The organism is Streptomyces hirsutus, assembly GCF_001418415.1.
In the GTDB taxonomy this organism is placed as follows: Bacteria; Actinomycetota; Actinomycetes; order Streptomycetales; family Streptomycetaceae; genus Streptomyces; species Streptomyces hirsutus.
Window position 1 is genome coordinate 13,411 of sequence record NZ_LIQT01000010.1, and the last position, 19,486, is coordinate 32,896.

15 protein-coding genes are annotated in these 19,486 nt (G+C 71.7%); 9 read left to right on the forward strand and 6 right to left on the reverse strand.

Annotation, left to right across the window (positions count from 1 at the left end):
• Positions 1-180 precede the first annotated feature (180 nt).
• The gene (locus tag AOK11_RS43280; protein ID WP_167353754.1) at positions 181-336 is read right to left on the reverse strand and encodes an MFS transporter small subunit; all 156 of its coding nucleotides are present in this window, start codon (positions 334-336) and stop codon (positions 181-183) included.
• Complete coding sequence (locus AOK11_RS00955; RefSeq protein ID WP_055591685.1) at positions 305-1,648, reverse strand: OFA family MFS transporter; 1,344 nt, start codon at positions 1,646-1,648, stop codon at positions 305-307. Before AOK11_RS00955 ends, AOK11_RS43280 begins: the two co-directional genes overlap by 32 nt.
• 292 nt (positions 1,649-1,940) lie before the next feature.
• On the opposite strand from AOK11_RS00955, the gene AOK11_RS00960 reads away from it, so the two are divergent.
• From AOK11_RS00960 to AOK11_RS00985, 6 genes are all read left to right on the forward strand, one after another.
• Entirely contained in the window at positions 1,941-2,912 is a 972-nt protein-coding gene (locus AOK11_RS00960) for a 2-dehydropantoate 2-reductase (RefSeq protein WP_055591686.1), read from the forward strand.
• Positions 2,909-4,897, forward strand: coding sequence for a molybdopterin oxidoreductase family protein (locus AOK11_RS00965; protein WP_055591687.1), 1,989 nt, complete (start codon positions 2,909-2,911; stop codon positions 4,895-4,897). The genes AOK11_RS00960 and AOK11_RS00965 overlap by 4 nt, the downstream gene beginning before the upstream one ends.
• Before the next feature lie 5 nt (positions 4,898-4,902).
• The gene (locus tag AOK11_RS00970) at positions 4,903-6,753 is read left to right on the forward strand and encodes an NAD(P)H-dependent oxidoreductase subunit E (RefSeq protein WP_055591688.1); all 1,851 of its coding nucleotides are present in this window, start codon (positions 4,903-4,905) and stop codon (positions 6,751-6,753) included.
• Entirely contained in the window at positions 6,750-7,610 is an 861-nt protein-coding gene (locus AOK11_RS00975) for a 2Fe-2S iron-sulfur cluster-binding protein (protein ID WP_055591689.1), read from the forward strand. Before AOK11_RS00970 ends, AOK11_RS00975 begins: the two co-directional genes overlap by 4 nt.
• Before the next feature lie 28 nt (positions 7,611-7,638).
• Positions 7,639-8,487 (forward strand): formate dehydrogenase accessory sulfurtransferase FdhD, encoded by an 849-nt coding sequence (fdhD, locus tag AOK11_RS00980; RefSeq protein ID WP_055591690.1) that lies wholly within the window; start codon positions 7,639-7,641, stop codon positions 8,485-8,487.
• Positions 8,488-8,796: 309 nt separating this feature from the next.
• Positions 8,797-10,005 (forward strand): DUF4185 domain-containing protein, encoded by a 1,209-nt coding sequence (locus AOK11_RS00985; RefSeq protein ID WP_055591696.1) that lies wholly within the window; start codon positions 8,797-8,799, stop codon positions 10,003-10,005.
• Here AOK11_RS00985 and AOK11_RS00990 read toward each other — a convergent pair.
• Entirely contained in the window at positions 9,974-11,014 is a 1,041-nt protein-coding gene (locus AOK11_RS00990; protein ID WP_055591691.1) for a bile acid:sodium symporter, read from the reverse strand. The two genes, AOK11_RS00985 and AOK11_RS00990, sit on opposite strands and share 32 nt — an antisense overlap.
• A gap of 207 nt (positions 11,015-11,221) precedes the next feature.
• Between AOK11_RS00990 and AOK11_RS00995 the strand changes: the two genes are divergently transcribed.
• The 3 genes from AOK11_RS00995 (at position 11,222) to AOK11_RS01005 (ending at position 15,284) form a co-directional block, all read left to right on the forward strand.
• Positions 11,222-12,100: a LysR family transcriptional regulator gene (locus AOK11_RS00995; protein ID WP_055591697.1), complete on the forward strand. Its 879-nt coding sequence runs from the start codon at positions 11,222-11,224 to the stop codon at positions 12,098-12,100.
• Positions 12,101-12,493: 393 nt separating this feature from the next.
• Entirely contained in the window at positions 12,494-14,320 is a 1,827-nt protein-coding gene (locus AOK11_RS01000; RefSeq protein ID WP_055591692.1) for an AMP-dependent synthetase/ligase, read from the forward strand.
• Between the two features lie 142 nt (positions 14,321-14,462).
• Positions 14,463-15,284 (forward strand): aldo/keto reductase, encoded by an 822-nt coding sequence (locus AOK11_RS01005; protein WP_055591698.1) that lies wholly within the window; start codon positions 14,463-14,465, stop codon positions 15,282-15,284.
• 102 nt (positions 15,285-15,386) lie between these two features.
• On the opposite strand, the gene AOK11_RS01010 is transcribed toward AOK11_RS01005, so the two are convergent.
• The 3 genes from AOK11_RS01010 to AOK11_RS01020 form a co-directional block, all read right to left on the reverse strand.
• Positions 15,387-16,088, reverse strand: coding sequence for an SDR family oxidoreductase (locus AOK11_RS01010; protein WP_055591699.1), 702 nt, complete (start codon positions 16,086-16,088; stop codon positions 15,387-15,389).
• A gap of 154 nt (positions 16,089-16,242) precedes the next feature.
• Entirely contained in the window at positions 16,243-17,166 is a 924-nt protein-coding gene (locus tag AOK11_RS01015) for a class I SAM-dependent methyltransferase (protein WP_055591693.1), read from the reverse strand.
• Positions 17,167-17,387: 221 nt separating this feature from the next.
• Positions 17,388-19,103 carry a glycoside hydrolase family 6 protein gene (locus tag AOK11_RS01020; protein WP_055591694.1) on the reverse strand — a complete coding sequence of 572 codons (1,716 nt, stop codon included), beginning with the start codon at positions 19,101-19,103 and terminating at the stop codon, positions 17,388-17,390.
• Between the last annotated feature and the right edge of the window lie 383 nt (positions 19,104-19,486).

Here is a 19,486-nt window from a genome sequence, read left to right on the forward strand (position 1 = left end):
CCCTCGTGTTGCGGTTGCGGGATTCACCAGTCTGATCAGTGACCCACGGGTACGCCGACAGGTGATACGACAGGATTCAGGGGCCGGGCTTGTCGGCTTCGGTCAGGCCCGCGGACGCCGGGGCTCGCCCCGCGGCGCGCCCTGCGGGTGCGCCCGGACGTCCGCGCCCGGGGCCGGCCGTCATCCGGTGAACAGCTGGGTCGCCTTCCGTACGAGTTCGTACAGGCCGTAGGCCAGGGGGATGCCCACCCACAGCCAGGCGAAGGCGATCAGCCCGCGGCGGTCGGGGCCCGCCGCGGGCGCCTCAGGCGGACTCGTGCTGCTCTTGCCGCTCATCGGCGGCCTCCTTCGTCTCGTGAGGGCGGGACACGTGGTGCCGGGGGTGCACGGGACGGACCAGTTCGTTGGCGACGAAGCCAGCCACCAGCAGCCCGATCATGATCATGAAGGACAGTCCGTACAGCGAGGAGCCGTGCCGTCCCGCCTCCTCCTGCCGGTCGGCGACCCAGTTCACGATGAGCGGGCCGAGCACACCGGCCGTGGACCACGCGGTGAGCAGCCGCCCGTGGATGGCGCCGACCTGATAGGTGCCGAAGAGGTCCTTCAGGTAGGCCGGGACGGTGGCGAAACCGCCTCCGTAGAAGGAGAGGATCACCAGCGCGCACAGGACGAACAGCGGCTTGGAGGAGTCGCCGAACATCGCGATCAGGGCGTACATCAGCGCGCCGACGCCCAGGTAGAGACGGTAGATGTTCTTGCGGCCGATCAGGTCGGAGGTGGAGGACCAGCCGATGCGGCCCGCCATGTTCGCCGCCGACAGCAGGGCGACGAAGCCGGCCGCCGCGGTCACCGACACCGGCGCGGAGGTGTCCGCGAAGAAGTCGGTGATCATCGGGGCGGCCTTCTCGAGGATCCCGATGCCGGCGGTGACGTTCGTGCAGAGCACCAGCCACAGCAGCCAGAACTGCGGGGTGCGCAGGGCGTCGCGGGCCGAGACCTGCGGTCCGGTGAGGGCGGCGGCGGGAGCACCGACCGTGGCCGGAGCGGGGCGTGGCACCCGCACCAGCAGGACGCCGAGCAGCATGAACACGGCGTACGTCAGCCCGTGCACGAGGAAGGCGAGCGCGATGCCGGTGTGGTCGCCGCCGAAGGACTCGAGCATCTGCGCCGACCACGGCGAGGCGATCAGCGCGCCGCCGCCGAAACCCATGATCGCGATGCCGGTGGCCATGCCGGGCCGGTCCGGGAACCACTTGATCAGGGTCGAGACGGGCGAGATGTAGCCGATGCCCAGGCCGATGCCGCCGACGAAGCCGTAGCCGAAGACGATCAGCCAGTACTGCTCGGTGGCCGCGCCGAGGGCGGAGAGCAGGAAACCGGAGGAGAAGCAGATCAGGGCGACGGTCATCGCCCAGCGCGGCCCCCTGCGTTCCACGAGGGTGCCGCCGAAGGCGGCGGACAGGCCGAGCATGACGATGCCGAGCTGGAACGGCAGCGCGCTCTGGGTGCCGCTGAGGCCGAGTGCGGACTCGAGCGGCGGCTTGAACACACTCCATGCGTAGGCCTGGCCGATGGAGAGGTGGACTGCGAGAGCGGCAGGCGGTACGAGCCAGCGGCTCCAGCCCGGGGGTGCGACGGGAGGACTCATGAAACCCGGACGGTAGGGAGATCATGCGGGAGTTGAAAACCCCGCGGGTCGACCGTATGCGGTGAACGGTATGCGGTCTGCGACGAACGGTCGTACCGACCGGTTTCTTCGGCGCGAGCAGGAGCGAGTAGGAGAGCGGGGCCGAGCGGCGGGCCGCGCGTAGCAGACCGTACGCGAACCCTTGCTGCGCCCCCTTCCATACTGTAGACAATATTTCGTCGACATGATGCGGAATCCGATCCGTCGGCAGCCACCTCCGCGGTACTCCCTCGACCGAACGGAGCGTTCCCCAGTGAAAGTGGCAGTTCTCGGCGCCGGGGCCATCGGCGCCTACGTCGGCGCCGCGCTCCATCGCGCGGGTGCCGATGTGCACCTCGTCGCCCGTGGACCGCATCTGGCGGCCATGAGGCAGCACGGCGTGCGGGTGCTCAGCCCACGCGGCGACTTCACCGCCCGCCCCCACGCGACCGACGACCCGGCCGAGGTCGGCCCGGTCGACTACGTCTTCCTCGGCCTCAAGGCCAACGCGTACGCGGCGTGCGGGCCGCTGATCGCACCCCTGTTGCACGACACCACGGCGGTCGTGGCCGCCCAGAACGGCATCCCCTGGTGGTACTTCCACCGGCACGGCGGCCCCCACGACGGCCACCGTCTCGAGAGCGTGGACCCCGGCGGCGCGGTCGGTGCGGTGCTCGCGCCCCGGCGGGCGATCGGCTGTGTGGTCTACGCGGCGACCGAGCTCGAAGGGCCGGGCGTGGTACGGCATCTGGAGGGCACCCGGTTCTCGATCGGGGAGCCCGACCGCAGTGTCTCCGCGCGCTGTCTCGCGTTCAGCGGGGCGATGGTGGACGGCGGGCTGAAGTGCCCGGTGGAGCCCGAACTGCGCGGCGACATCTGGGTCAAGCTGCTCGGCAACATCTCCTTCAACCCGATCAGCGCCCTCGCCCGCGCGACCATGCGGCAGATGTGTCTGCACGGCGGCACCCGCAGGGTCATCGAGATCATGATGCACGAGACGCTCGCGGTCGCCCGTGCCCTGGGCTGCGAGGTCGGCGTGTCCGTGGAGCGCCGGCTGGCCGGTGCCGAGCGCGTCGGCGACCACCGCACGTCCACGCTCCAGGATCTGGAGCGCGGCAAACCGCTCGAACTCGACGTACTGCTCGCCGCCGTCGTCGAGTTGGCGGAGATCACCGGCGTGGAGGTGCCCACCCTGCGCACCGTGCACGCCCTCTCGGACCTGCTCGCGCTGAGGAGCGCCGCATGAAAAGCACCAGGAAACGCGACCGGAGCCCGAAGACCTACACCCGGCTCACTCATCCGCTGGTCCGTGATTCACGGGACGAGCCGTTCCGGCGGGCGACCTGGGAGGAGGCCCTGGACCGGGCCGCCCGGGGACTCGGCGCCGCGCGCGGCGCGTTCGGGATGTTCTCCTGCGCCCGCGCGACGAACGAGATGAACTACGTGGCCCAGAAGTTCGCCCGGGTCGTCATGGGCACCCACAACGTCGATTCCTGCAACCGTACCTGTCACGCCCCGTCCGTGGCCGGGCTGTCGGCCGCCTTCGGCTCCGGCGGAGGGACGTCGTCGTACGAGGAGATCGAGCACACGGACCTCATCGTGATGTGGGGTTCCAACGCCCGCTTCGCACACCCCATCTTCTTCCAGCACGTGCTGAAGGGCATCCACAACGGCGCCCGGATGTACGCGGTCGACCCGCGGCGGACGTCCACCGCCGAGTGGGCGGAGAGCTGGCTCGGGCTGAACGTCGGCACGGACATCCCGATGGCGCACGCGATCGGCCGCGAGATCATCCACGCCGGTCTGGTCAACGAGGCGTTCGTCCGGCGGGCGACGACCGGCTTCGAGGAGTACCGGGAGCTCGTCGAACCGTGGACGCTGTCCCTCGCCGAGAAGGTGACGGGTGTCCCGGCTGCCGCCATACGGGAGTTGGCGCACGCCTATGCCCGGGCCGAGCGCGCCCAGCTGTGCTGGACCCTCGGTATCACCGAGCACCACAACGGCACCGACAACGTCCGGGCCCTGGTCAACCTGTCCCTGCTCACCGGCCATGTCGGCCGCTACGGTGCCGGGCTGCAGCCGCTGCGCGGCCAGAACAACGTGCAGGGCGGCGGCGACATGGGGGCGATCCCCAACCGACTGCCCGGGTTCCAGGACATCCTCGACCCCGCCGTCCGGCTGAAGTTCGAGTCCGCCTGGGGCACCGCCCTCCAGCCGCGGCACGGAATGACCCTGACGGAGATGTTCGAGGCCATGGAGGACGGTTCACTGCGGGCCGTCTACTGCATCGGCGAGAACCCGGCGCAGTCCGAGGCGGACAGCGGCCAGGCGGTTCGGCGGCTGAGCGGGCTGGACTTCCTGGTGGTGCAGGACATCTTCCTGACGAAGACCGCCGAACTCGCGGACGTGGTGCTGCCGGCGACCGCCGGGTGGGCGGAGACCGACGGCACCACCACCAACAGCGAACGCCGGGTGCAGCGTGTCCGCCGGGCGGTCGCCCCGCCCGGCGAGGCGCGCGAGGACATCGACATCCTGTGCGATCTCGCAGCCCGCCTCGGCCACGACTGGAAGTACGCGGACGCCGAGGCCGTCTGGAACGAGCTCCGGTCGCTCTCCCCCGACCACCACGGCATGACCTACGGGCGGCTGGAGGAGCACCAGGGCATCCAGTGGCCGTGCCCGAGCATCGATTCCCTCGAACCGCCTTATCTGCACGGCAGGTTGTGGGAAGCGGATGCGCAGCGGCGGGGCAGGCCCGCGCCGTTCGGGATCGTGCAGCACGATCCGCCGGTCGACCTGACCGACGAGGAGTACCCGATCCGGCTCACCACGGGACGACGGCTCGACTCCTACAACACCGGCGTCCAGAGCAGCGGTTACTCGTCCCCACTGCGGCGCGGCGAGTCCGTCGAGCTGTGCCCCGAGGATGCGGAGCACTACGGGGTGGTGGTCGGCGAGGAGGTGCGGGTGACCTCGCGGCGCGGATCGGTTCTGGCGCCGGTGTGGGTGGACACCGCGCTGCGGCCGGGCCTGGCGTTCATGACGTTCCACTTTCCCGACGAGGTGGACACCAACAAGCTGACGATCGAGGCGAACTGCCCGATCGCGGGGACGGCGGAATTCAAGGCGTCGGCGATCCGGATCGAGAAGCTTCCGGCTCCCGGCCACGTGAACCGTCCGGCCCATCCGTCCCGTCCGACCCATGTGCCCCATGGGACCCAGGTGAGGTGACGTAAGTGGACCTGCGCTTCGGTGACAGCAAACCGACGGACGAGGAGCGGGCGGCGGTCGACGCGCTGCTCGGCCCTCCCGAGTCCTCGTGGGAGGGTGCCGACCGTACCGACGCCGATCTGAGGTGGGCCCGGGGCGGGCGGGAGGCCCGGGGCCGCCGCGACCTGCTGCTGCCGGGGCTGCACGCGGTCAACGACCGGGTGGGCTGGATCAGCGAGGGCGCCCTGGACTACCTGTGCCGGCGGCTGACGGTGCCGCCGTCGGAGGCGTACGGGGTCGCCACGTTCTACGCGATGTTCTCGGTCCGCCCGCGTCCCGCGACGGTGCTGCACGTGTGCACCGACCTCGCGTGCGCGGCGGCCGGGGCCGGCGCCCTGTGCGCCGGGATCGCATCACGGCTCGGGACCACGCCCGGGACCGACGGCACCGGCGGCATCAGCGGGGTGAGCGTGGAGCGCAGCCCCTGTCTGGGCCTGTGCGAACGTGCTCCGGCGGCGCTGGCGATCAGGGCCGGGGACCCGGTGCGTACGGCGGTCTCCGCGCCGGCGACGGTGGAGTCCGCGGTGCTCGCGGCGACCGCGCCCGACGCGGCCCCCGACGAACCGCCCGCGGTGATGGCCGTGCCCCAGGCGGGGGACCCCACGCTGACGCTGCTGCGCCGGATCGGGGTGGCCGACCCGGAGTCGCTGGACGACTACCGCGCCCACGGCGGTTACACGGCCCTGCGCCGGGCCTTCGCGCTGGGCCCGGCCGGGGTGATCCGGGAGGTCACCGACTCGGGTCTGGTCGGGCGGGGCGGCGCCGCCTTCCCCACCGGCCGCAAGTGGCAGGCCACGGCGTCCCAGCCGGACCGGCCGCACCATCTCGTCTGCAACGCCGACGAGTCCGAGCCCGGTACCTTCAAGGACCGGGTGATCATGGAGGGTGACCCGTACGCGCTGGTGGAGGCGATGACGATCGCCGCGTACGCGACCGGCGCCCACAAGGGATACCTCTATCTGCGCGGCGAGTACCCGCAGGCACTGCACCGTATGCGGTATGCGATCGACCGGGCGCGGGCGCGCGGGCTGCTCGGCGACGACATCCTCGGCCAGGGTTTCGCCTTCGACATCGAGATCCGGCGCGGCGCGGGTGCCTACATCTGCGGCGAGGAGACCGCGCTGTTCAGCTCCATCGAGGGGTACCGGGGCGAGCCCCGCTCCAAGCCGCCCTTCCCGGTGGAGAAGGGCCTGTTCGGCAAGCCGACGGTGGAGAACAACGTCGAGACCCTCGTCAACGTCCTGCCCGTCCTGACGATGGGCGCCCCGGCGTACGCGGCGATCGGTACCGAACGGTCCACCGGCCCCAAGCTGTTCTGCGTCTCCGGCAGCGTCGGGCGGCCCGGCGTCTACGAGGTGCCGTTCGGTGCGACGCTGGGTGAGCTGCTGGAGCTGGCCGACGTACGGGACGGACTGCGGGCGGTGCTGCTCGGCGGGGCGGCCGGCGGTTTCGTCCGCGCCGACGAACTCGGTATCCCGCTCACCTTCGAAGGCACCCGCCAGGCGGGCACGACGCTCGGCTCGGGGGTCGTCATGGCCTTCGACGACACCGTCCCGCTGCCCCGGCTGCTGCTGCGCATCGCCCAGTTCTTCCGCGACGAGTCGTGCGGGCAGTGCGTGCCGTGCCGGGTGGGGACCGTGCGCCAGGAGGAGGCGCTCACCCGGATCGTGGAGCGCACCGGGGCCGGGGCCGCCGGTGACATCGCCCTGCTGCGCGAGGTGGGCAGCGCGATGCGGGACGCCTCGATCTGCGGTCTGGGCCAGACCGCGTGGAACGCCGTGGAATCCGCCATCGACCGTCTGGGGGCCTACGAATGACCGTGACACCGCTGGGGATTCCCCGCCGTCTGCTGGAGTTCACCCTCGACGGCGAGCCCGTCCGGGCGCCCGAGGGGGCGACGATCCTGGACGCCTGCCGGGCGGCCGGGAAGGACGTGCCGACCCTGTGCGAGGGCGACACCCTGACGCCGAAGAACGCGTGCCGCGTGTGCGTGGTGGAGGTCGAGGGCGCCCGCACCCTGGTCCCGGCCTGCTCGCGCAAGGCGGAGCCGGGCATGGAGGTGCGCACCGGCACCGAGCGGGCCCGGCACGCCCGGAAGGTGGTCCTGGAACTGCTCGCGTCCTCCGTCGACCTGTCGACGACCCCGCGGGCCGCCGAGTGGATCAAGGAGTACGAGGCGAAGCCGGACCGCTTCGGCCCGGACGCGGCCCGGGTCGACGAGGAACCCAGGGTCGACAACGACCTGTACGTGCGCGACTACGGCAAGTGCATCCTCTGCTACAAGTGCGTGGACGCCTGCGGCGACCAGTGGCAGAACTCCTTCGCGATCTCGGTCGCGGGCCGCGGCTTCGACGCCCGGATCGCGGTCGAGCACGACGGTCCGCTGACCGAGTCGGCGTGCGTGTACTGCGGGAACTGCGTCGAGGTGTGCCCGACGGGCGCCCTGTCGTTCAAGTCGGAGTTCGACATGCGGGCGGCGGGTACCTGGAACGAGTCGGCGCAGACGCGGACGACGACGGTGTGCGCGTACTGCGGAGTGGGCTGCAACCTCACGCTGCACGTGCAGGACAATGAGATCGTTAAGGTCAGCTCACCGCACGACAATCCGGTGACCCACGGCAACCTGTGCATCAAGGGCCGCTTCGGCTATCAGCACGTGCAGAACCGGGACTGACGCCAGGAACCGACCAGGGACTGGGGACATGGGACGAGTCACAGAACGACGCAAGGTGGTCCGCATCCGCGACGGGGTGGTGTCCACCCGCCCGGACACGCTCGTCACCGAGGAGCCCCTGGAGATCCGGCTGAACGGGAAGCCGCTGGCGATCACGATGCGCACCCCGGGTGACGACTTCGCGCTGGCCGTCGGCTTCCTGGTGAGCGAGGGGGTCCTGGCGACGGCCTCCGATCTGCGGAACGTCGTGTACTGCGCGGGCGCGACCGCGGACGGGGGGAACACGTACAACGTGGTCGACGTGCAGACCGCCCCCGGCGTGCGGATCCCGGACATCACGCTCGAGCGGAACGTGTACACGACCTCGTCCTGCGGCCTGTGCGGCAAGGCGAGTCTGGACGCGGTGCGCACCACGACCCGCCACCCCATCGCCGACAGTCCGCCGCTGCTCGTCACCCCGGAGCTGCTGGCGGGCCTGCCCGACCGGCTGCGCGCCTCCCAGCGGGTCTTCGACCGGACGGGGGGCCTGCACGCGGCGGCCCTGTTCGACGAGGAGGGGGAACTGCTGGACGTCCGGGAGGACGTGGGCCGGCACAACGCGGTCGACAAACTGGTCGGCCGTGCCCTGCAGGGCGGGAACCTGCCGCTGTCCCGGACCGTCCTGATGGTCTCCGGCCGTGCCTCCTTCGAGCTGGCGCAGAAGGCGGTCATGGCGGGCATCCCCCTGCTCGCGGCCGTCTCGGCGCCGTCCTCGCTGGCCGTGGACCTGGCGGCGGAGACGGGTCTGACGCTGGTCGGCTTCCTGCGGGGCACCTCCATGAACGTGTACGCGGGTGAGGACCGCATAGCCCTGCGGGCGGCGGCCCCCCAGGGCTGACCGGTCCCCCGCGGCACGGCGGCGGGGTCCCTGCCGGCGGGGAGCGCCCCCTGCGCCGCGGGGGCCCCGCCTCGAACCCACGGCCACCGCGCCGTGGTCCATGCGTCAGGACGGCAGGGCGTCAGCACGGCAGGGCGGCAGGGCGGCAGGTGCCATGGACCCGCGCCACTCCTGCCACTAACGTCCCTGAGCGTGCCCGACGACGCAGCGCCCGCACGCTCAGGAACACGCACGGAGACCCCGACACAGCCACCGCCACGGACATCGCCACGGACGCCACCGCGGCCACGACGGGGAGCAGGTCCCTGGATCGGCCTGCTCCTGGCCCTGACCCTGCTCCTGGGGACCCTGCTGGTCCTCGGCCTCCCGGACCGCGACGACGGGCGGCAGGACGGCGGCGGCGGCGCCTGCACTCCGCACACCGTCGCGTCCTGGGCCGAGGACGACGCCCTCACCTCCGAGTTCGCCCGCTACGGCGACGACGGCGCCCGTACCGACGACTGGACGGGGGGCGACGGCACGCACTCGGTGCGGCTGCCCGACGGCCGCTTGCTGTGGCTGTTCTCCGACACGTTCCTGGGCCGCGTGCACAGCCCGCCCAACCCGGTCGGCGAGTCGTACGCCTGGCGGGACATGACCGCGCCGATGGTGCGCAACTCGGCCGTCCTGATGCGCGACGGCCGGCTGGAGTCCACGCTCCCCGCCCCGCTCTTCCCCGATCCCGCCCCGGACCAGTGGCGCTGGCCGGTCGGCGCCCGGGTCGAACCCCGCTCCCCCGGTTCCACGGAGCAGGTCGTCCGCGTGCTGCTGTGGGTGCGTACGGCGGGGCAGTCCCCGTGGATCTACGGGGTGCCCACCGCCACCGAGGTCGCCACGCTCTCCCTGCCCGATCTGCGCCTGGAGTCGGTGGAGACGGTGCTCGACCAGCGGGAGGTGCCCGATCCGTCCCGGCGGGTGCTGTTCGGCACGACCCTGGTCGAGGAGGACGGCTGGACGTACGTCTTCGGCGGCGACGACGGCCGGGCCGTCTCCCGCGAGGCCTCGCAGGCGTACGTGGCGCGGGTCCCGGAGGGCGGGCTCGCCGACCCGGCTGCCTGGGAGTACTGGGACGGCACGGCGTGGCAGACCCGCGCCCGCCCGCGCCCGGTGCTCGGGGACGGACGGCGCACCGGTGTGGGCAGCGCCTTCTCGGTGGTGCGGGAGGGCAGGACGTACGTCCTGTTCACGATGGCCACGGGGGTGAAGGGGCTGACGACGGTGGCGGCGTACTGGTCCTGCTCCCCCACCGGACCGTGGCGCGGCCCGGCGAAGGAGTTCAGCCCCGCGCTGCCGCACGGCGGGACCGGCGCGTACAACCCGCAGACGCACCCGGAGCTGAGCGGCGACGGACGGCTGGTGCTCAGCTACGACGTGAACCTGCTCGAGACGTCCGGCGCCGGCGCCGCCGTGACGCTCAGCCGGAACGTGTCCCTGTACCGGCCCCGGTTCATGACCGTCCGGCTGGGACCGGGACGGTGACGTCCTCGGCCACCGCCGGGGCGACCGCCTCGGGCGGGTCGACGGCGTCGCGCGAGCGGCGTTTGGCGATCACCGCGCACACCATGAGCTGCATCTGGTGGAACAGCATCAGCGGCAGCACGGCCAGCGAGGCCTGCGCGCCGAACAGCACGCTCGCCATGGGCAGTCCGGCGGCCAGGGACTTCTTCGAACCGGCGAACTGGATCGCGATCCGGTCCGCCCGGCCGAACTTCAGCGCCTTGGCCCCGTACCAGGTCAGCAGCAGCATCGCGGCGAGGAGTACGGCCTCCACGGCGAGCAGTCCACCGAGCCGGGCCGGGCTCACCTGGTGCCAGACGCCCTCGACCATGCCCTGGCTGAACGCGGTGTAGACGACGAGCAGGATCGAGCCCCGGTCGACCAGCCCCAGCACCTTCCGGTGGCGGAGGACGAACTCCCCCACCCAGCGGCGCAGCACCTGGCCAGCGACGAACGGCACCAGCAGTTGCAGCACGATCTTCGTCACCGAGTCGGCCGAGAACCCGCCGGAGCCCAGGCTCCCGTCGCCGCCTCCGCCCCCGCCGAGCAGCGCCGCCGCCAGCAGCGGGGTCGCCACGATGCCGGCCAGTGAGGAGAAGGAGCCGGCGCAGATCGCGGCGGGCACGTTGCCGCGGGCGAGGGAGGTGAAGGCGATCGACGACTGGATGGTGGACGGGACGAGGGTGAGGAAGAGCAGGCCCTGATAGAGGGGGTCGCTCAGAATTCCGGCCGGGACGAAGCCGCGGGCGGCCAGGCCGAGCAGCGGGAAGACGACGAAGGTGCAGGCCAGGACGGTGCCGTGGAGCCGCCAGTGCCTCAGCCCGTCCAGTGCCTCACGGGTGGAGAGGCGGGCTCCGTAGAGGAAGAAGAGGAAGGCGATGGCTGCGGTGGAGGCGCCGGAGGCGAGGTCGGCGCCAGCGCCGCGCGCCGGGAGCAGCGCGGCCAGGCCCACCGTCCCGAGCAGGAGCAGGATGTACGGGTCGACCGGCATCCGGCTCGGCCAGTGCGGGCGTTTCACGGTGCTTCACTTGCTCCACTCACTCGGGGTCCACTGGGTTCCGCCGGGGCGCCCCCGTACGGGCACGAGGAGCCCCTCCCCATCCTGCTCCCTCCCTCCGTGATCGGGAATCCCGCATACCGCTCTCACTGCCATCACGTATCGCGATAGCCGCGCTAGTCTGCCGGGATGGCGGACGAGATGTACGACCCGACGCAGCTGCGGACCTTCCTGTCCGTGGCGCAGACGCTGTCCTTCACGCAGGCGGCGCGCCGTCTCGGGCTGCGGCAGTCGACGGTCAGCCAGCATGTGCGTCGGCTGGAGGACGCCACCGGGCGGCAGTTGTTCACCCGCGACACGCACTCGGTGGAACTCACCGAGGACGGCGAGGCGATGCTGGGCTTCGCGCGGCGGATCCTGGACGTGCACGAGCAGGCGGCGCAGTTCTTCACCGGCACCCGGCTGCGCGGCCGGCTGCGGTTCGGGGCGTCGGAGGACTTCGTCCTGACCCGGTTGCCGGAGATCCTGGAGCGGTTCCGGTACGAGCATCCCGAGGTCGACCTGGAGCTGACGGTCGAGCTGTCGGGCACGCTGCACGAGAAGCTGGCCGCCGGTGAGCTGGACCTGGTGCTCGCGAAGCGGCGGCCGAAGGACCCGCGGGGTGAGCTGGTGTGGCACGACGAGCTGGTGTGGATCGGCGCGCAGGGGCTGCGTCTCGATCCCGGCCGTCCGGTGCCGCTGATCGTGTACCCACCGCCGGGCATCACCCGCGAGCTCGCGCTGCGGGCGCTGGAGCGGCAGGGCCGTGAGTGGCGGATCGTCTGCACCAGCGGCAGTCTCAACGGCCTGGTCGCGGCGGCCCGCGCCGGACTCGGCGTGATGGTGCACGCGCGCGGGATGATCCCGCCGGGGCTGGTGCGGATGCCGGACCGGGCGGAGCTGCCGGAGCCGGGCCAGGTGGACTTCGTGGTGGCGCACGGCCGGCGGCGCCCCTCCGCGCAGGGCGCGGCGCACGCGCTGGCGGCGGCGATCCTCTCGGGCGGCGACCGCCTGCACCGCACCGGCGGACGGGCCCGCTGACCGGAGGGCGCCGGCCGGGGTCCGTCGGCCGGGGGCCGCTCCGACGCACAGGCCCCACCAGGCGCGCCATGCACACCATGTGCGCCATGTGTGCCATGTGCGCCATGCACATCGTGCGCCTTCAGAACTCCCGCCCCGCGCCCGCCGGCACACCCCACCCCCTCCGATGGAGAGATTCGGTGGAGATTACGGCGCCGAACCTTACTCAAAAGTCAGGTTTCTGTCCGACCCTTCCCCATGTGAGCGCATTTTCCTTCGCCGGCCGGCCCGCACCACCGTACCGACCGGTTTCCCGGCCCCTCCCGTCCTCCGACCGGTTGGGGTAGCTTTCACCGCGCTGTGCAGGGGGAACGCGGGTTCGCCATTCGACGGCCGAGGAGCGGGGAGCGGGGATTGCGCGAGTTCACCAGCCCTGCGCCGGCGCTGCCACCCCTGGTGGGCGGTCTGGCCGACGTGGTCTTCCAGTACGCCGAGGAGGACCCGCGGCGGGTCGCGCTGGGCCGCAAGGACGCGGCCGGCGCGTGGCAGGACGTGACGAGCGCCGAGTTCCGTGACGAGGTGCTGGCGCTGGCCAAGGGCCTGCTGGCCGACGGCGTCCGGTTCGGCGACCGGGTCGCGATCATGTCCCGTACCCGCTACGAGTGGACGCTGTTCGACTTCGCGCTGTGGACGATCGGCGCGCAGGTCGTGCCGGTCTACCCCACGTCGTCCGCCGAGCAGTGCCGCTGGATGCTGCACGACGCCGAGGTGACGGCGACGGTGGTGGAGCACGAGGACCACGCGATGACGATCGCCACCGTCATCGACCGGCTGCCGCGGATGCGCCGGCTGTGGCAGCTCGACTCCGGCGCGGTGCAGGAGTTGTACGAAGCGGGCGCGCACCTGGACGACGACGTGGTGCACCGGCACCGCAGGGCGGTCACCCCCGACACGGTGGCGACCGTCATCTACACCTCCGGCACCACCGGCCGCCCCAAGGGCTGTGTCCTCTCGCACGGCAACTTCATGTACGAGGCCGACACCGTCATGGACCGCTGGGAGCCGGTGTTCCACTCCCGCAAGGGCGACCAGCCGGCGACGCTGCTGTTCCTGCCGCTGGCGCACGTCTTCGGACGGATGGTGGAGGTGGCCGGCATCCGCGGCAAGGTGAGGTTCGGGCACCAGCCGCGGCTCGACGCGGCGGTCCTGATGCCCGATCTGGCCGCGTTCCGGCCCACGTTCATCCTGGCCGTGCCCTACATCTTCGAGAAGGTGTTCAACGCGGCGCGGCGCAAGGCGGAGCGGGAGGGCCGCTCGGGGCCGTTCGAGCGGGCCGTCGAGGTGGCCGTCGGATACGCGGACGCCGTCGAGGCGAAGGCCTGGGGCATCGGGCCCGGGCCCTCGGCGTCCCTGCGGATACAGCATCGGCTGTTCGACAAGCTGGTCTACGCGAAGATCCGCGACGCGATGGGCGGGAGGATCCGGCACGCCATGTCGGGCGGTTCGGCGATGGACCGCCGGCTCGGGCTGTTCTTCGCGGGCGCGGGCGTGCACATCTACGAGGGGTACGGACTGACGGAGTCGACGGCGGCCGCCACCGCCAACCCGCCCGAGCGGACCCGGTACGGCACGGTCGGCCGGCCCATTCCGGGGGTGGGCGTGCGTCTCGGGGACGACGGCGAGATCTGGCTCAACGGCGGCACCGTCTTCCAGGGTTATCTCAACGATCCCCGGGCCACCGACGAGACCCTGCACGACGGCTGGCTGGCCACCGGCGACCTGGGCTCCCTGGACGAGGACGGCTATCTCACCCTCACCGGGCGCAAGAAGGAGATCCTGGTGACCTCGGGTGGCAAGAGCGTCTCACCGGGAGTGCTGGAGGAGCGGGTGCGGGACCATCCGCTGGTGAACCAGTGCATCGTCGTCGGCAACGACCGCCCGTACGTCGCCGCCCTGGTCACCCTGGACTCGGAGGCGGTCGAGCACTGGCTGTCGATGCGCGGCGAACCGAGCCTGTCACCGGCCGAGCTGGTGCGGGACGCGGCGCTGGAGGCGGAGGTGCGGCGGGCCGTGGTGACGGCCAACACCCTGGTCTCGAAGGCGGAGTCGATCCGGACCTTCCGGATTCTGGCGCAGCCGTTCACCGAGGAGAACGGACTGCTCACACCGTCGCTGAAGCTGAAGCGCAGGGCGATCGAGAAGGCGTACGAGAAGGAGGTCGAGGCGCTGTACCGCGCGTGAGGTCCGCCACACGGCGGCGTTCCGGGCCCCGGAAGTGCGCTCACGGCGCGTGAATTGTGCCGTCAGGAATGCATCACGGGCGGTGATCGTTGACCATGGGAGTTCCACCGGACCCCGACCGAAGGATCGAGAGCTCGTGAGCATGGTCCCCCCGATCACCCTGAACAACGGCGTCGCGATGCCCCAACTGGGTTTCGGCGTCTGGCAGGTACCGGACGACGAGGCCGAGACAGCCGTCGCGGCGGCGCTGGAGGCGGGCTACCGCAGCATCGACACCGCGGCGGCGTACGGCAACGAGGAGGGAACCGGCCGGGCCGTCGCCGCCTCGGGCGTTCCCCGCGAGGACCTCTTCGTCACCACCAAACTCTGGAACGACGACCAGGGGTACGACGCCACCCTGCGCGGTTTCGACACCTCCCTGTCCAAGCTCGGCCTGGACTACGTGGACCTGTACCTCATCCACTGGCCGACACCGGCCCGCGACCGTTATGTCGACACGTACCGGGCGTTCGAGAAGCTGTACGCCGAGGGCCGGATCCGCGCCGTCGGCGTGTCCAACTTCCTGCCCGAGCACCTGGAGCGCCTGCTCGGCGAGACGTCGGTCGTACCGGCCGTCAACCAGATCGAGCTGCACCCGCATCTCCAGCAGTCCGCCGCGCGGGAGTACCACGCGGAGCGGGGCATCGCCACGGAGGCCTGGTCGCCGCTCGGCCAGGGCAAGGGCCTGCTGGAGGTCCCGGCGATCGTGGCCATCGCCCGGAAGCACGGGCGTACTCCGGCACAGGTCGTGCTGCGCTGGCACCTCCAGCTCGGCAACGTCGTCATCCCCAAGTCGGTGACGCCGTCGCGGATCAAGGAGAACATCGACGTGTTCGGCTTCAGCCTGGACGCGGAGGACCTCGCGGCGATCAGTGCCCTCGACGAGGACCGCCGTCTGGGCCCGGACCCGGCGACGGTGAACTGACCTCCGGACGGACCCGCCCGCACCTCCGGACCACGGACGGCGGCCTCCCCCTGGGGGAGGCCGCCGTCCGTCTGTCCCTCCGGCCGTCCGGCCGGGGCTTCGTCAGTTGGGCTGGCCGACGGGACGGACGACCACGGTGTTGACGTCCACCCCGGCCGGCTGTCGCATCGCCCACACGATCGACTCCGCGATCTGGTCGGCGGTGAGCAGATGACCGGGCGGGAGACTGCCGTACGAGTCCCAGAACGGGGTCTCGACACGGCCGGGCGCGACGAGGGTGACACCCACGCCCCACTCGGTCACCTCCCGCCGGGCGTTCTCGGCGAGCCCGGTCACCGCCCACTTGGTCGCACCGTAGAGGTTGCCCGGCGTCGGCACGAACCCGGCGACGCTGCCGACCAGGACGATCCGTCCGCGGGTCTCCTTCAGGGCGTCGATGGAGGCCCTGATCAGCAGGGCGGGGCCGAGAACGTTGGTCAGCACCATCTCGGTCCACCCGGCGGGGTCGCCCTCGGCGACCGAATCGTGGGTGGCGAAACCGGCGTTGGCGACGACCGTGTCCAGTCGGCCGAATGCCGTCAGCACGGTGTCGACCGCGGACCGTACGTCGTCGTACTCGGCCGCGTTCCCGGGGACCGTCACCAGCCCTTCCGGTTCCCCGAGCTCCTTCGCGAAGCCGCGCAGCCGCTCCTCGCCGCGGCCCGTGACGGCCACCCTCTGCCCCGCGTCCAGCAGCCGCCGGGCCACGGCGGCGCCGATACCGCTGCCGCCGCCGGTGATGAGCGTGACCGGTGAGTCGGTCATGGATACCCCCTGGGTGTCGTCGAGTGCCGAGGAGTCCACCACTTGGAGAGCTCTCCAAGTCAAGCTCGCGCCACCGGACAGGACCCTGGGGCCCTGGTCCCACGGCCCCGGACGGGCCGGACCGGACCGGACCGGGTGGGCTAGACCGGGCGGGCTAGACCGGGCGGACGGCCGTGTGCACCGTGTGGGCCGCCAGGCAGAAGACGTCGGGGCGGTGGTGCACGCTCGCCTCGTCCGCCGGGTCGAGGAGGCGGTCGAGGGTGGCGCGGTCGTCGGCGTCCAGTTCCTCGGCGAGCCTGTCGCGGGTGCGGGTGAGGGTCGCGACGACGTGGGCACGGACGCGGTCGCCGGCCGGGGCGGGGAGGTCGAGGAGGAAGGTGCGGGAGCGGCTGTGGTGCAGTCCGGCCGCGGTCAGCAGGGCGGGCCAGTCCTCGGTGTGCGCAACGGAGCCCGGCAGTTCGGTGCGCATGCGGGTGAACCAGTCGGCCTCCACGGCATCGATGCGGGCCTGGAGTCCCGGCCGGCCGATGCCGATGTCGCGCGGCAGGTACCGGGTGGGCAGGCCCCCCTCCATGACGGCCAGCGTGCCGCCGGGCGCGACCCGGGCGGCGTAGGCGGCGAGTGCGGCCCGCTGGTCGCCCAGGTGGTGGACGCTGCGGCTGGCCCACAACAGGTCGGCCGGGTACTCCAGTTCGTCGAGCACGCCGGGAAGTTCACCGGCGAGGGTGCCGAAGCGGTCGCCGACGCCGTACCGGGCGGCGCGCTCCGCCGCCCGTTCGAGCAGCGGGGCGGAGCCGTCGGCGGCCACGATGCGGGCGCCCTCGAAGACCTCGGCGAACAGACACGAGATGACACCCGGCCCGCTGCCCGCGTCCACGATCAGTCCCGGCTCCGTCACCTCCTTCGCGAGCCAGCCGATGGCCCGTTCGTACAGGGGCGTGAACAGTTCGGCCTTCGATTCGAGCAGGGAGGCCATCTCCGCCCAGTCGATCCCGGTGTCCGTGGTGCCGTGGCCGTGGTGGTGGCCGTGCCGGTCGTCGTGCCGGGGCTCGTGGTGAAGGTGGTCGTGGTGCGCCATGGGGGTCAGCCTCTCCGCTCGGATGCGGACAGGGTGCGCCGACGCACCGGGGAGAGGCCAGTATTGTTGCCGCTCCGGCAAGACGGTTTCCCGGAATCGCCCGTAGGGCGTGAGGGATCCGCCGGGGAGCGGGCGCGTGGCCCGGCCCCCGGCGGATCGGGGTCCATCGGTGGATCGGGGTCCATCGGTGGATCGGGTTCAGCCGGAGGCCGGGCCGCCGGTCACGACAGCGGCGGGTACGCGTTGCGCATGAGCTGCTGGAACTGGGCCGAGAACCAGTGACCGGAGACCGGGGCGTCCGGCAGGGCGCCGGTGAGGTTGTTGCCGTTGCGCGGGGTTCCCGTGTACGTCGGGTCGCACATCCGGTCGAAGCCCTTGCCCTCGTCGTTCGGGATGGCCTTGCTGGCCCCGTCGGACTCGCCCGGGGGCTTCATCCACACGTAGGCGTCGATGCCGCTCTCCGGTGCCGCCTTCGGGCGTTCGCCGAGTCCGGCGCCGGACTGGTTGCACCAGTTGCCGATGTGGATGCGGCGGTCGTAGCGTCCGCCGTCGATGTAGGTGTCGACGCTGGTCGTCGCGCCCGGTCCGGCGGGCCGGGCGGTGCCGCCCCAGCCGTTGCGGGAGGTGTCGATGAGCATGCCGATGTTCGTGTCGAAGCCGGTCGAGACGAGTTCGTTGCGGAAGGCCTGGGCGAAGCCCAGTTCGTCGACGTACCGGTTCCAGTCGACCCACTTGGACTCGCGGACCGACTTGCCGGCCACGGAGTCGTTGATGGTGAAGTTGTTCTCCTTCAGCGTGCTGTAGTTGGCGGTGTTGGTGATGAATCCGTGCACGTCGGCCGGGGTCGCGCCCTCGGCGGTGGCCGCGTCGTGGAACACGTCGGCGGAGGCGCCGAAGTTGTCGTCCCAGCCGATCCAGCCGTGGTGGCCGGCGTCGACGTAGTTGTACACGTTCCCCACGTCGCCGAGCTTGTTCAGGGCGTAGCCGACGCCCTTGACGTAGTTGCCGTTGGCCTTCATCACGTCGCACTCCGGCGTCGCGGTGGCCCGGCTGCCGGTGTTGGTGACGAGGTTGGGCAGGGAGTCGATCTCGACGGTGGTGACGATCCGCAGCGGGGCGTACTTCGCGTCGGAGAGGATCGCTGCGATCGGGTCGATGTACTCGGTCTTGTAGCGGCCGATCTCCGTCGGGCCGAGTTCGCCGTTGGAGGCGAGGGCGGAGCAGTCACGGCCGGGCAGGTTGTAGATGACCAGCTGGATGACGAGTTCGCCGGAGCCCTTCTGCGCGAGTGCCGCGTCGAGGTGGTCGCGCAGGCCCATGCCGCCGTTCACGCCGTTGATGGCGGCGGTGCGGTCCAGCCACACGCCGGTGGGCTGGTTGGCGATGCGGTTGCCGCCCGGTTCGGCGGCCGCCTTCGCGGACCACTCGGGGTTCACGTACACCTTGGCGCCGCTGTACGGGTTGTTGACCCGGTCACCGGGGCCGGTCGGGTCCGTGGGGTCGGTCGGACCGCCGCCGCCGTCGACGTTGCACGTGACACCGTCGAGGGTGAAGGTGGCGGGAATCGCGTTGCTGCCGCTGTAGGTGCCCTGGAAGCCGAAGCTTGCCGAACCACCGGTCGCCAGCGTGCCGTTGTAGGACTCGTTGGCGGCGGTGACGTTGCTGCCGGACTGGGTGACCTTGGCGTTCCAGCCGCTGGTGACCCGCTGGTTGCCGGCGTAGGACCACTTCACCGCCCACGACGTCTTGGCGGCACCGAGGTTGGTGACGGTCACGGCGGCGGTGAAGCCGGTGTCCCACTGGTTCTGCACCTGGTAGCTGACGGTGCAGGGAACGGCGGCGGCACCGACACCGTCGGGTGCGACGGCGTACGCCGTCCCGGTGGCACCGGCGACCAGCGCCATGGCAGCGAGGAGCGCGGTTCTCGTGCGACTCATGAGTGCGGGTTTCCTATCCGTTGGGGTGTCCGAAGAGGGCTGTCCGTCGGGGCGCGCGCGGCTCGCGCGACCCGGTGCCGTACGGCGTGGGGGTGCCTCGGGGCAGGGGATCAGGACGGGGTCCGGTCCGCGGTCCGGGAGGTTCGGGGGCCGGACCGGCCATGAGGGGTCCCACGGGAGTGCGCTGTCCCCGCGTCGGGGGTACGGGTGGTGCCGTCGAGCCGGGACACCGCGGATCCGGTGCCGGCGTCCCTCGGGAAGGCCGTGGCGGAGTGCTCCACCGCGCACGGCTGGGGCGGGGCCAAGAGCCCCGAACAAAATGGGAGTCCGATCAGCTCGCGGCGTCTGGTGCGTGCGATCGCAAGGCGCCGGAAGGTCCTCGT

Excerpts from the sequence above, each read along its gene's own strand:
- AOK11_RS43280 (WP_167353754.1), bottom strand. The coding sequence starts at position 336 with ATGAGCGGCAAGAGCAGCACGAGTCCGCCTGAGGCGCCCGCGGCGGGC.
- AOK11_RS00955 (WP_055591685.1), bottom strand. The coding sequence starts at position 1,648 with ATGAGTCCTCCCGTCGCACCCCCGGGCTGGAGCCGCTGGCTCGTACCG.
- AOK11_RS00965 (WP_055591687.1), top strand. The coding sequence starts at position 2,909 with ATGAAAAGCACCAGGAAACGCGACCGGAGCCCGAAGACCTACACCCGG.
- AOK11_RS00975 (WP_055591689.1), top strand. The coding sequence starts at position 6,750 with ATGACCGTGACACCGCTGGGGATTCCCCGCCGTCTGCTGGAGTTCACC.
- fdhD (WP_055591690.1), top strand. The coding sequence starts at position 7,639 with ATGGGACGAGTCACAGAACGACGCAAGGTGGTCCGCATCCGCGACGGG.
- AOK11_RS00990 (WP_055591691.1), bottom strand. The coding sequence starts at position 11,014 with ATGCCGGTCGACCCGTACATCCTGCTCCTGCTCGGGACGGTGGGCCTG.
- AOK11_RS00995 (WP_055591697.1), top strand. The coding sequence starts at position 11,222 with ATGTACGACCCGACGCAGCTGCGGACCTTCCTGTCCGTGGCGCAGACG.
- AOK11_RS01005 (WP_055591698.1), top strand. The coding sequence starts at position 14,463 with ATGGTCCCCCCGATCACCCTGAACAACGGCGTCGCGATGCCCCAACTG.
- AOK11_RS01010 (WP_055591699.1), bottom strand. The coding sequence starts at position 16,088 with ATGACCGACTCACCGGTCACGCTCATCACCGGCGGCGGCAGCGGTATC.
- AOK11_RS01015 (WP_055591693.1), bottom strand. The coding sequence starts at position 17,166 with ATGGCGCACCACGACCACCTTCACCACGAGCCCCGGCACGACGACCGG.
- AOK11_RS01020 (WP_055591694.1), bottom strand. The coding sequence starts at position 19,103 with ATGAGTCGCACGAGAACCGCGCTCCTCGCTGCCATGGCGCTGGTCGCC.